Annotated in this window: 11 protein-coding genes; 3 read left to right on the top strand and 8 right to left on the bottom strand. The window is 68.7% G+C overall.

All coding sequences use genetic code 11. From position 1 onward, the window contains the following. Positions 1 to 156: 156 nt before the first annotated feature. The 7 genes from B141_RS0123120 to B141_RS0123090 form a co-directional block, all read right to left on the bottom strand. Positions 157 to 1,617 carry an acyl-CoA carboxylase subunit beta gene (locus tag B141_RS0123120; protein ID WP_020577565.1) on the bottom strand — a complete coding sequence of 487 codons (1,461 nt, stop codon included), beginning with the start codon at positions 1,615 to 1,617 and terminating at the stop codon, positions 157 to 159. 47 nt (positions 1,618 to 1,664) lie between these two features. Further along, positions 1,665 to 2,900 carry a beta-ketoacyl-[acyl-carrier-protein] synthase family protein gene (locus tag B141_RS0123115; protein ID WP_020577564.1) on the bottom strand — a complete coding sequence of 412 codons (1,236 nt, stop codon included), beginning with the start codon at positions 2,898 to 2,900 and terminating at the stop codon, positions 1,665 to 1,667. Positions 2,901 to 3,117: 217 nt separating this feature from the next. Continuing rightward, positions 3,118 to 3,363 carry an acyl carrier protein gene (locus B141_RS0123110; protein ID WP_020577563.1) on the bottom strand — a complete coding sequence of 82 codons (246 nt, stop codon included), beginning with the start codon at positions 3,361 to 3,363 and terminating at the stop codon, positions 3,118 to 3,120. 65 nt (positions 3,364 to 3,428) lie between these two features. Then, on the bottom strand, positions 3,429 to 4,427 hold the full coding sequence (locus B141_RS0123105) for a beta-ketoacyl-ACP synthase III (RefSeq protein ID WP_020577562.1): 999 nt from the start codon (positions 4,425 to 4,427) through the stop codon (positions 3,429 to 3,431). Further along, positions 4,424 to 5,611 (bottom strand): acyltransferase domain-containing protein, encoded by a 1,188-nt coding sequence (locus B141_RS0123100; RefSeq protein ID WP_020577561.1) that lies wholly within the window; start codon positions 5,609 to 5,611, stop codon positions 4,424 to 4,426. The genes B141_RS0123105 and B141_RS0123100 overlap by 4 nt, the downstream gene beginning before the upstream one ends. A gap of 88 nt (positions 5,612 to 5,699) precedes the next feature. Next, positions 5,700 to 6,872, bottom strand: coding sequence for a PucR family transcriptional regulator (locus B141_RS0123095; RefSeq protein WP_237742781.1), 1,173 nt, complete (start codon positions 6,870 to 6,872; stop codon positions 5,700 to 5,702). Between the two features lie 131 nt (positions 6,873 to 7,003). Continuing rightward, positions 7,004 to 7,480 (bottom strand): NUDIX hydrolase, encoded by a 477-nt coding sequence (locus B141_RS0123090; RefSeq protein ID WP_026257497.1) that lies wholly within the window; start codon positions 7,478 to 7,480, stop codon positions 7,004 to 7,006. 104 nt (positions 7,481 to 7,584) lie between these two features. Here B141_RS0123090 and B141_RS0123085 point away from each other — a divergent pair, with 104 nt between their 5' ends. Then, a complete protein-coding gene (locus tag B141_RS0123085) occupies positions 7,585 to 8,598 on the top strand; it encodes a PHP domain-containing protein (RefSeq protein WP_020577558.1) in 1,014 nt (337 codons plus the stop codon). Between the two features lie 714 nt (positions 8,599 to 9,312). Here B141_RS0123085 and B141_RS0123080 read toward each other — a convergent pair. Further along, positions 9,313 to 9,924: a hypothetical protein gene (locus tag B141_RS0123080; protein ID WP_020577557.1), complete on the bottom strand. Its 612-nt coding sequence runs from the start codon at positions 9,922 to 9,924 to the stop codon at positions 9,313 to 9,315. 203 nt (positions 9,925 to 10,127) lie between these two features. Here B141_RS0123080 and B141_RS0123075 point away from each other — a divergent pair, with 203 nt between their 5' ends. Together B141_RS0123075 and B141_RS0123070 are read left to right on the top strand one after the other, a co-directional pair. Further along, positions 10,128 to 10,328, top strand: coding sequence for a hypothetical protein (locus B141_RS0123075; protein ID WP_020577556.1), 201 nt, complete (start codon positions 10,128 to 10,130; stop codon positions 10,326 to 10,328). A 181-nt stretch (positions 10,329 to 10,509) separates the two neighbouring features. Continuing rightward, positions 10,510 to 12,021, top strand: a complete 1,512-nt coding sequence (locus tag B141_RS0123070) for an SPFH domain-containing protein (RefSeq protein ID WP_020577555.1) — start codon at positions 10,510 to 10,512, stop codon at positions 12,019 to 12,021. Positions 12,022 to 12,213: the final 192 nt, after the last annotated feature.

Below are 12,213 nucleotides of genomic sequence, written 5' to 3'. Positions count from 1 at the left end.
ACCAACCGCGACGACGCCGCCCCGAATGACCACGTATACGTGGCGCGTACCTGCCTCACATGGCACCGGCACCATGTGAGGCGGGCAATGACCACGTATACGTGATCATTCGGGCCGGGCTACGGCGTGGCAGCGAGGATCGTCCGGTGCGGGACGCTAGAGCGGGATGTTCCCGTGCCGGCCGCGCGCGTCCGTCGCCTCGGCGAGGGCGGCCGCCAGCTGGCTCCGCGTCTGCTTGGGTGTGACCACCTCGTCGATCACACCGATCGAGATGGCCTTGTCGAGGCCGCCCACGATCTTCTCGTGTTCGGCGGCGAGTTCGGCCTCGACCTTGGGACGGATGTCGGGTTCGACCTCCGCCAGCTTGCGCCGGTGCAGGATCCGGATCGCGGCGATCGAGCCCATGACGGCGATCTCCGCCGTTGGCCAGGCGAAGACCTTGGTCGCGCCGAGCGAGCGGGAGTTCATCGCGATGTAGGCGCCGCCGTACGCCTTGCGGGTGACCAGGGTGACGCGGGGTACGACGGCCTCGGCGAACGCGTGGAGCAGCTTCGCGCCCCGCCGGACCACGCCGTCCCACTCCTGCCCGACCCCGGGAAGGTAGCCGGGTACGTCCACCAGGACGACCAGCGGAACCCCGAACGCGTCGCACATGCGGACGAACCTCGAGGCCTTCTCAGCCGACGTGGAGTCGAGGCAGCCGCCCAGGCGCAGCGGGTTGTTGGCGATCACGCCGACGGTCCGCCCGCCGAGCCGGCCGAGGCTCGTCACGATGTTGGGCGCCCACCGCGGGTGCAGCTCGATCGTGGTGCCCTCATCGAGCAGGTGGTCGATCAGCGGGTGCACGTCGTACGCCCGCCGCGGCGAGTCGGGCAGCAGATCCGCCAGATCGAGGTCCTCGACCGAGGAGACGTCAATCGTGCCCTGCGACTGGAATCCCAGGAGCGTGGCCAGCCGGCGGGCCTCGTCGAGGGCGCCCTGCTCGCTGTCGGTGATGACGTGGACGACGCCGGAGCGGCGACCGTGCGGCTCGGGTCCACCGAGCCGCAGCATGTCGACGTCCTCACCGGTGACCGAGCGGACCACGTCCGGGCCGGTCACGAAGATGCGGCCCTCGGGGCCGAGGATCACCACGTCGGTGAGTGCCGGGCCGTACGCCGCACCGCCAGCCGCAGGTCCGAGCACGACCGAGATCTGCGGTATCCGCCCGGACGCACGGGTCATGGCGTGGAAGATGAGACCGACCGCGTGCAGTGACAACACGCCTTCGGCGAGCCGGGCACCGCCGTTGTGCCACAAGCCGATGATGGGTACGCCGTCAGCCAGCGCCCGGTCGTACGCCTGGACAACGACGTCACAGCCTTCGTGTCCCATCGCTCCGCCCTGGATGGTCGGGTCAGAGCAGAAGGCGACGACCGGGCGGCCGGCGATCGTGCCGGTCACGGCGAGCATGCCGCTGTTGTCCTCGGGTGTGAGGAGCGAGAGGCTGCCTTGGTCGAGCAGTGCTGCGAGCCGGTTGCGCGGGTAGCGCGGGTCCTGCTCGCGGGGCGGCTTGGCCGGCTTCGCAGCGGTGTTGGCCGCTGTCGCGGTGTCGGCGGGATTCTCGGTGACGGTCACGTCCCTTTCACTCCGGTGCTGGTCAAGGTATGCGCGGGTGGGACCGCTCAGACCGTACGGAAAGCGATGACGAGGTTGTGGCCGCCGAACCCGAACGAGTTGTTGATCGCGGCGAGCTGGCCCTCGGGCAGCTTGCGAGGCTCCACGGCGACGTCCAGACCCACCTCGTCGTCGAGGTTGTCGAGGTTGATGGTCGGCGGGACGACCCGGTGGTACAACGCGAGGACGGTGGCGATGGACTCGGCCACGCCCGCGGCGCCGAGGAGGTGCCCGAGGGCCCCCTTGGGAGCGGTCACCACCACATTCTGCGCCGCCTCGCCGAATACGGCGCGGATTCCGACCGCCTCGGCCACGTCTCCGGCCGGCGTGGAGGTCGCATGCGCGTTGATGTGGATCACCTCGTGGGGTGCGAGGCGCGCGTTCGTCAGCGCCTCGCGCATCGCGAACGCGTTGCCCTTACCCTCCGGATCCGGCTGCACGATGTGGTGCCCGTCGGCGGACGCGCCCGCCCCGGCGACCTCGGCGTAGACCCGTGCGCCGCGGCGTTCGGCGTGCTCGGCGGACTCGAGAACCATCACCGCGCCGCCTTCCCCGAGCAGGAACCCGTCACGGGCCTTGTCGAACGGCCGGGACGCGTGCTGCGGGTCGTCGTTGCGGCGCGACAGAGCCATCATGGCGCCGAACGCGGCCATCGGCAGCGGGTGGATGGCGGCCTCGGCGCCACCGACCACGGCGACGTCGGCCTTGCCCGAGCGGATGAGGTCAAGCCCGTGGCGGATGGCCTCGTTGCCGGACGCGCACGCCGCCACCGGGGTCTGGACGCTTGCCCGGGCACCGATGTCGAGCCCGACCCAGGCGGCTCCGCCGTTCGGCATGATCATCGGGATGGTGTACGGCGTGACGTGCCGCGGGCCCTTCGTACGAAGGGTGTCGTAGACGTTGAGCATGCTGATCAGTCCGCCGATGCCCGACCCGAGGGACACTGCGATCCGCTCGCCGGGTACGTCGGCGTCAGCCAGGCCCGAATCCTTCCAGGCCTCCCGGGCCGCGACCATCGCGAACTGCTCGTAGCGGTCGAGCTTGCGGGCCTCCACGCGAGACAACACCTCGCCGGGGTCCACAGCAGCGGGCGCGGCGATCCGCGCCGGTAGGTCGGCGAAGGCTTCGTCGGTGAGTACCTGCGCGTTGGTACGACCCGACAGCAGGCCGTCCCAGGTCGAGGCGACGTCGCCGCCGAGTGGGGTCGTGGCACCTAGTCCTGTGATGACAACCTTGGTGCTCATCGGGTTCTCCTCTGTTTCTCTGCCGATGGCGGGAGTGGGTACCCGGCGGGCGTTGCCCGAAAGGACCCTGAGCCGCCCGTTGGCGGGTGGTCTCCGGCGGACCGGCCCCCGTGGGACCGCAGCCCCGAAATGCCGGCGTCGCAGAGCATGACGTGACGCGGGTGCCGGGTGAGCGAACCGGTGGCGGCACACCCGCCCGGCGTGTCCCGCGTCGGCGTCATCCCTGCGAGCGCTCGATGTAGGCGACGGCGTCGCCCACGGTCTTGAGGTTCTTCACCTCGTCGTCGGGGATCTTGACGCTGAACTTCTCCTCGGCCGCGACAACGACCTCGACCATCGACAGCGAGTCGACGTCCAGGTCGTCCGTGAACGACTTGTCCAGCTGGATGTCCTCGGTGGGAATGCCCGCGACCTCGTTGACGATCTCCGCGAGTCCGGTGCGGATCTCCTCGGTGGTGGCCATGCCTTGGTGCTCCTTCTTTTTCGTGGGTGCCGCGCCCGGGGGATCAAGGGCGAGGTCGACTGTGGTTAGGGGACCCGGATCACCTGGGCGGCGTAGACCAGTCCGGCCCCGAACCCGATGATCAGTGCGGTGTCGCCGCTCTTCACCTCGCCCGCCGCGAGCATGCGCTCCATGGCGAGCGGGATCGAAGCGGCGGAGGTGTTGCCCTGCTCGGCGATGTCGCGGGCGATCGCCACGTGGCTCGGAAGTTTCAGAGCCTTGACCATCGCGTCGGTGATCCGCATGTTCGCCTGGTGCGGGATGAACGCGTCGAGGTCGGCGATGCTGACGCCGGCGCGTTCGAGAGCCTCCTCGGCAACCTTGGCCATGGCGTATGACGCCCACCGGAACACCGGGTTGCCCTGCATCACGAGGTAGGGGTACTCACCGGAGGAGAGGGCGTCGTCCCACGGCGCCTTCTGGCGGATGAGGTCGGCCGCTCCACCGTCGGAGCCCCAGACGACGGGACCGATGCCGGGTTCCTCCGACGGGCCGACGACGACGGCGCCCGCCCCGTCGCCGAAGAGGAACGCCGTCGAGCGGTCCTTCAGATCGGTGAGGTCGGACAGACGCTCGACGCCGATGACCAGGACGTACGTCGCCGAGCCGCCACGCACCATGCTCTGGGCGAGCTCGACGCCGTAGCAGAAGCCAGCGCACGCCGCGGAGATGTCCATCGCCGCGGCGCCGTCCGTGCCGATCTCCGAGGCGATCGTGGTCGCGATCGCCGGCGTCTGCGAGAAGTGGGAGACCGTCGAGACGAGAACGCAGTCCACCTGGTCGGCCTGGATACCCGCACTGGCGAGGGCCTTGCCCCCGGCCGCGACGGACATCGAGGCCACCGTCTCCTCCGGTGTGGCCCAGCGCCGGCTCACGATCCCCGAACGCGTACGGATCCACTCGTCGGAGGAGTCGATGTGTTCACAGATCTCGGCGTTCGTCACGATCCGGGATGGGCGGTAGACGCCCACACCGAGAATGCTGGCGTGCTGGGCGCCGCCTGAGGTACGGATCGCGCTGGTCACGATGTGCTCACCGCCGGGTGGAGTCGTACCAATGGTTGGCCCGGGGAGACCGGATCGCCGTCCTCCACCAGCCACTCGACGATGGTGCCGCCGTGCGGTGCGGACACGGGCAGGTCGTCGCGCAGGCTCTTGACGTTGCCGACGATGGTGCCGGGCGTGAGCGCGGCACCGGCCGGCTGGTCGGGGGCGAGGCTGAAGATGCCCTTCATCGGTGCTACCAGGAGCCGCCAGGTCGGGTTGCCCTCGAGCGGGCCGCCCTCACCGTGCTTCTCGACGAACGCGCGGGCGTCGTCAAGCTGGTCGGGTGTCTTGAGGGCGAACGTCTCGACCCCGGGCATGGCCCGCCGCGCGATGCCGGTCAGCGTTCCCGCCGGTGGCATCTCGAGCATGCCGGTGACACCGAGGTCGCGCATCGTCTGCATGCAGAGGTCCCAGCGGACCGGCGAACTCACCTGCGTCACGATTCGCTGCAGGACCTCACGTCCGTCGTGGACGATGAGCCCGTCGCGGTTGGAGAGCAGGCGGGTACGCGGGTCGTGGGTGCTGATCGCCCGGGCATAGCCGCCGAGGAGATCGACCGCGTGGGCGACGTAGTTGGTATGGAACGCGCCCGCGACCTGGAGCGGGACGAGTCGGGTGCGGGCGGGCGGGTCCTGGGTGAACCGCTCGAGGTCCTCCAGGGTCCCGGCCGCGACGACCTGTCCCGGACCGTTGTTGTTGGCCGCGATGAGCCGGTGGCGTTCGATCGCCGCGAGGACCTCCTCCGGGTCGCCGCCCAGGACCGCCATCATCCCGGTCGGCGTCTTCGCCGCGACCTGCGCCATTGCCTTGCCGCGTTCACGTACGAAAACCATCGCTTGCTCGGCGCTGATCACCCCGACACCCGCGGCGGCGGTCACTTCGCCGACGCTGTGGCCCGCCGCGAGGTCGATCACGCGGAAGGCGTCTGCCGGATGGGGGAACAACGCGAGTGCTGCGACCAGACCCGAGGCGACGAGGAGCGGCTGCGCGATCGCAGTGTCGCGGATCGTCTCCGCGTCCGCCTTGGTGCCGTAGTGGATGAGGTCGACATCGCTGACGGCGGACAGCCAGCTGATCCGGTCGGCGAATGTCGGGTCCTCAAGCCACGGTGTGAGGAAGCCAGGCGTTTGCGCCCCTTGCCCAGGCGCGACGATGACGAGCACGAAATCCACGATGACGGCTGAACGGCCCGGAAGGGGCGACCTGGTAACACGAATCTTGCCGGCGGGTCTCTGTAGGAACCCTACAAACTCATTCAGACTCAGGCTCGCCGTGGGCGTGCAAACGACCCAATGTCAGGGCGATTCGGAGGGTGTACGCATGCCGCGGGTTCGACGGTGCGTAGCCAGTGAGCTCGGTGATCCGCCGCAACCGGTAACGCACGGTGTTGGCGTGGACGAAGAGCATCCGCGCGGTGGCCTCGACCGAGCCGCCGTTCTCGAAGAACGCGGCGAGCGTCTCGAGGAGCACCGGTCCGGTGTCCGCGAGCGGTGCGAAGACGTCGGTGACGAGTTGCCGGCGGGCATGGGCGTCGTCTGAGAGCGCGCGTTCGGGAAGGAGTTCCTCGGCCGCCACCGGTCGCGGCGCGTCGAGCCAGGCGGGAGCGGCGCGGTAGCCGGCGATGGCCGCCCGGGCGGCGCCGGAGGCGGCCAGCAGATCGGGTACGACGGGGCTGTAGACGACGGGTCCGGGTCCGAAATGCGCCGCGAACCCGCTGGCTGCCTTGTGCGGGTCCTTGGCTCCGCCGAGGATCACGATCAGTCGGTCGCCCTGGACGCCGGTCAGGACGTCGAGTCGAGCGTGCCGGGCGTCCCGCCGGATGAGTTCGACTCCGGCCTCGGCATCTCCGACCGGCGTACGCCCCACCACGACGAGGACCTGGGTGGTCTCTGACCAGCCCAACGCGGCGACGCGGGAACGCACGGCTTCGTCGGTCTCGCCCCGCAGGACCGCATCGACGATGAGCGCCTCGAGGCGCGCGTCCCACGCACCTCTCATCTCCGCGGCCCGGGCGTAGACCTCGGCGGCTCCGAAGGCGATCTCACGGGAGTAGAGGAGCACCGCCTCGCGGACGGTCGCCACGTCGGCGGCCGGCACGATGTCGTCGACACGTTCCTCGACGACTTCGATACCGATCCGGATCATCTCGACGGTCTGGTGCAGGGTCACCTTGCGGGTGAGCTCGCGGGGCGCCGTCCCGAGGACGTCGGCGGTGAACACCGGTCCGACACCGGGATCGCGGAACCACGCGACGAACGCGGCGATGAACGTCTGGGCCACCAGCCCGATCCAGGACCGGTCCTGAGGATTCATACCGCGAAACCACGAGAGCCGTTGCTGCATCCGCTCGATCGTGGCGGAGGCGAGCATGCCGCTGGCCCGCTCGAGGTGGGATGCGGCGGTTGCGCGGTTCAGACTCGACACGTGGGAAGTGTCGCACGCGGACACCGCACGACCGTGACAGCCGGTGAGCATCGACCAGATAGGACGTACCGCGTGCCGCCTTTTGTCTGTTTTGTCGGTTTCGCACCAGCTCCGCAGGGGCTGCCGGTCGGTCAGCCGATGTGAGCGGCCCCGCCTGGCTGCCAGGCGAGCCCGTCATCGATCCGGAGCCGCATCGCGGGGTGGATCGACAGCTCCGGGAGCTCGGGGATCGGGACCCAGCGGACGGCGCTGTTCTCCGTCGCCTGGCCGCGAAGGCGCCCGCCAAGAGCGCGGGCCTTGAAGCAGAGGCTGAACTGCTGGCGTACCTCGCCGTCCTCGTACCTCATCACGTGCCCCGGATCGGTGTAGATGCCGACCAACCCGACCAGGGCGATCTCGATGCCGGTCTCCTCGCGGGTTTCGCGGATCGCCGCGTCGGGCGCGGATTCGCCGAGATCGACGCCGCCGCCCGGGACCGCCCAGTAGCCGTTGTCCGCGCGGTGGACGAGGAGGACGCTTCCGTCCCGCACGACAACCACCGTGACCGACGGGACGATGGTGTTCGCCGGCGGTGCGGTCGGATCGTGGTAGTAGTCGACGCGTCCCACGTCGCAGAAGATACGAGAGCCCGCCACGTCCGTACGCACCGGCAGGGCGAAGAGTCCCGGCTCGTGATCGCCGCCCCGGTCCGCACGGCCTCTATGGTGTGAACGTGACTGCGGCGGTCGACCAGCTGAAACAGATCGCGTTCCTGCTCGAGCGGGCACGCGCCCAGACACATCGGGTGCGGGCGTTCCGCAAGGCCGCCTGGGCGTTAGAGAAGCTCAGCCCCGACGAGTTCGAACGCCGGGCGGCGGCCGGCACGCTCACCGAGCTCCCCGACGTCGGACCCGTCTCCGCCAAGGTCGTGACCGAGGCGCTGGCCGGCGAGACCGCGGGCTACCTGGCCAAGCTCGAGGCCGAAGCCGGTCCCCTCGTGCAGGAAGGTGAAGGGCTCCGGCAGGCCCTCCGGGGTGACCTGCACACCCATTCGGAGTGGTCAGACGGCGGCAGCCCGATCCGGGAGATGGCCGAGACCGCGCGCGACCTCGGCCATGACTACATCGCCCTCACCGACCATTCGCCCCGGCTCAAGGTGGCCCGCGGGCTCTCCGTCGACCGGCTTCGCCAGCAACTCGACGTCGTACGCCGGTTGAACGCCGAACTGGCGCCGTTCCGCATTCTCACCGGGATCGAGGTGGACATCCTCGAGGACGGCTCGCTCGACCAGCGACCAGAACTCCTCGCCGAACTGGACGTCGTGGTGGCGAGCGTGCATTCGAAGCTGCGGATGCCGGCTGAGGAGATGACCCGGCGGATGGTGACAGCGATCGCGAACCCCGCCGTGGACGTCCTCGGCCACTGCACCGGCCGCCTCATCACGGGTGAGCGTGGCACCCGGCCGGAGTCGACGTTCAGGGCGGAGATCGTGTTCGAGGCGTGCCGGCAGTTTGGAGTCGCGGTCGAGATCAACTCCCGGCCGGAGCGGCTCGACCCGCCCCGCCGGCTGCTGCGGCTCGCCGTGGAACAGGAGTGTGTGTTCTCGATCGACACCGACGCGCACGCGCCCGGTCAGCTGGACTGGCAGCCCTATGGTTGCGCCCGGGCCGAGGAATGCGGTGTGCCGCCGGAGCGGGTGATCAACACCCGTCCGGTCGAGGAACTCCTCGCGTGGACCCGCGAGTAGCGGCGAACGCGGGACCGTATTGCCCGCACGTCGCCGGTTGTCTCAGGCGTTTCCTTGAACGCCACGTCGCCGTAACTCGCGAGCGATCTCGCATAGTGGGCGCGTCGCGAACCGCCGGGCGGCGCCGTCCAGTACGTGAGACATGAGGCCGCGCATCCAGAGGCTTGTTCAAAACTCCTGGTCGCCGCACTGCCGTGTGAGGGTCCAAATGATCACGTAAACGTGGTCATTGCCTGCCTCACATGGTGTCGGTGCCATGCAAGGCATGCAATGACCACGTTTACGTGATCATTTGGCTCTCCAGCCAAGGGGGCCTGGAACTCGCATGGAGTCTTGAAGAAGACTCCCAAGGATCACCAAGGATTCTGGTCATATAGCGACGAAAATCCTTCATGATCATGGCCCGCCGCTCCGGCGAAGTTTGAATAAGCCTCAATGTTGGCCGCCGGTTATCCCGCCATCGGGGTTGGTTGGGTGTACGCGACGCGAGACGGGCGCGACCTCACGCGGCAAGTCCTCACCATGCAAGGCGAATTGAGCATGCTTCGTGAGGCATGCCGCCTCAGGTCGCGCCCCTCTCGAATGGCGTACACCCAACTGTTTCGGATGCTGCGAAACCAGGGGGCAACCCCGAGTTGTCATAGGTTTCTCGGCTAAGAGACCGAGAAGCCTATGACAACTCCGCAAGCCCTGGACGTGAGAGTGCCCGGCACTTCACCGCGAAGCGATATGATTCAGCGCTTCCTTGGGATAGCACACCGAGATGGGGAGAGAGTCGCCCTCCAACTGGAACTGGTACACGTGCTGTCGTCCGAGCGCTGACCAGCTGATCGGAATGCTGGTGATGGTCGAGTAACCGTCGTTCTGGCATGGCGGCTTGGTGACGGTGACCCAGAGCGTGATCTCCTCGTCGGGTTTCAGAGTTACCGGGAACTCCTTCACCTCGTCTGGATGCCCACCCCAAAGGTTGTCCCGGCCCACGGAGGGTGCCCAGCGTACCCGTAACAGCCATGGCTCGTCAGCTGGCAACCCGTGAAGCCGGACTGGGACCATGCCCTCATTTCGAAGGGAGTACTGCACCGTGCCGGTTTGGCCACGGGGAGCCGTGAGGATATAGCGGGTTCGCTCGACCCCGTCGGTCAGCACCTTGATGGACGGACTCTGAATGCCGCCGGAGCTTCCGGGCGCGAGGGGTGCGTACACCGACGGGATGACCACCCAGGCCGCCCCGACGACGACCACCAACGTGAGCGCGGCTTTCCATACCCGGGCTCGTCGTGTCCTGGCCGTCTTCGCCGCGTCAAGGAGCTCCTGTGTGCTCGTCATGGGCGCCCTCCCTGCGCGGGATGGTACTGCTTCGGTCGATCATGGCCAGTGGTTTCGCGGAGATCGACCGCTCGCCTGGTGGAGACTGGGTACGCCGCGTTCCGCGCGTTCACAGGACGGCAGTCGTCGCGTGCGTTCGGTGAGCGGATAGCGTTCAGCTACGGCGGTTTGGCGCGGTAGTGGCCTTCGAGCGAAGGGACGGAATGGTCGGCAAACAGGGCAGGGTCACCGGGACGATCGGCCCCGGGCTGGTCGGTGAGGTGATGGTGCCGATCCGTGGTGGCGTGGAGGCGTTCTACGCCTACCCGAGCATCCCCGGGGAAGCGTTCGAGATCGGCGCCCTCGTGGTCGTCGTCGAATACCACGCACCACGGACCGTCTACGTCGCCGCCGCTCTCGGGTAGGTCGCCTCCGGTCTTTCCGGGCCGGTCTCGGCGAGCGTGACGAGGCCCCGCGGTCCTCGACCCACACCGTCATCCACAGGTCCGCCGCAAGATCGCCACGCGAGTGATCTGCTGCCCCTATGCTTGGCGAGCCTCACGTCGAGGCGGACACGGGGTTGTGAGGGGAGCTCTGAGCGGATCCATGCCGTGGTACATCTATGTGGCCATCGTGGCCGGCGCGATTATTGTGCTCATTCTGGGATTCCGTGGGATCTGGAAGGTCGCCGAACCCAACGAGGCGCTCATCATTTCCGGGCTCGGCGCCAGAGGCGAGAACGCCGACACCGCCGAGAGTCTCGGCTTCAAGATCGTGACTGGTAAGGGAAAGCTGGTGCTTCCGGGTTTTCAGACCGCCCGGCGCCTGCTCCTTGATTCGCGATCCGCGACGCTGCAGGTCGGCTGCGTCACCAAACAGGGAATTCCGGTTCATGTGCGGGGCGTGGTTATTTACAAGGTCGGTGACGACTTCGCGTCCATCGCGAACGCCGCTCGACGGTTCCTCGACCAGCAGAATACCATGGACAGCAAGATCCACGAGCTGTTCGCCGGACATCTGCGTTCGATCATCGGCAATCTCACGGTCGAGGACCTCATCCTCAACCGCGAACGCCTCGCGTCGGAGATCCGGGGTTCGTCCGCCGACGAGATGAGCAAGCTCGGTCTGGTCGTCGACTCGTTCCAGATCCAGGAGATCGAGGACACCACCGGCTACATCGCCAACCTCGGCAAGCCGCACGCCGCCGCGGTCGCCGCCCAGGCCCGGATCGCCGAGGCCCAGCGCGACCAGGAGGCGACCAAGGCCGAGCAGGACGCCATCGCGGAGAAGGCCGCCTCGATCCGGGAGAGCCAGATCAGGCAGGCGCAGTACCAAGCCGAGATCGACCAGGCCGCCGGTAAGGCCCGGCAGTCGGGGCCCCTCGCGGAAGCCTCGGCCAAGCAGGACGTGATCCGGGCCGAGACCGAGGCGGCCCAGCTCGCGGCGCAACTCGCCGAGCAGAAGCTGCAGTCTGACGTACGCAAGCCAGCCGACGCCCGCGCCTACGAAACCCGCACGCTGGCGGACGCCGACCGTGACGCCCGCATCTCTGCGGCCCAGGCGGAGGCGAAGGAAACCGAGCTGCGCGCACAGGCCGAGGCGACCCGGGTCAAGACGGCCGCGAACGCCGAGTCCGAGGCGACCCGGATGCGCGGTGAGGCGCAGGGTCACGCCACCCGCGCCACCGGTGAGGCCGACGCGGCAGCGGCCCAGGCACGCGGCCTCGCCGAGGCCGAAGCCGCCAAGGCGAAGGGTCTCGCCGAGGCGGAGGCGCTCAAGGCGCGCGCCGCGGCGCTGGCCGAGAACCAGGAGGCGGTCGTCGCCCAGCAGCTGGCCGAGAAGTGGCCGGAGATCGTGGGCGCCGGAGCTCAGGCGTTCAGCAACGTCGACCACATGGTCGTGCTCAACGGCGCCGACGGCGTTTCCGACCTGCTGGCCAAGGCCCTCACCATGGGTGGCACCGGGCTCGGGATCGCCCGCAACCTGCTGAACGCCATGCAGGAGAACCCGACCGCGGATGGCCGCGTCGCCGCCGGTGCCAACGGCAACGGCAACGGCAAGCCCGCCGCCGCGGACGGCGCTCCCGCCACCTTGGCGACGCCCGAGCAGAGCTCCTGACCCGGCGCTCTCGAGGCAACGCTCGGCGAGGGCGGTGTCCAAGCCGCCCTCGCCCGGCATCTCCAGCCACCGTCGTGACAAGCGACAGCACGGCACTGACCAGAGGTCGCGCGGCTAGGGCCGTCCTACACCTGCGGCCGGCGCCGCGCGGCGCTGGCTGCGCGTCCCTAGCCGCGCGACCTCGTAGGCTGG

The sequence above is a fragment of the Actinopolymorpha alba DSM 45243 genome, assembly GCF_000373925.1.
GTDB lineage: Bacteria > Actinomycetota > Actinomycetes > Propionibacteriales > Actinopolymorphaceae > Actinopolymorpha > Actinopolymorpha alba.
The sequence above is the reverse complement of the archived record's forward strand: the minus strand, read 5'-3'. Positions and strand labels throughout refer to the sequence as shown.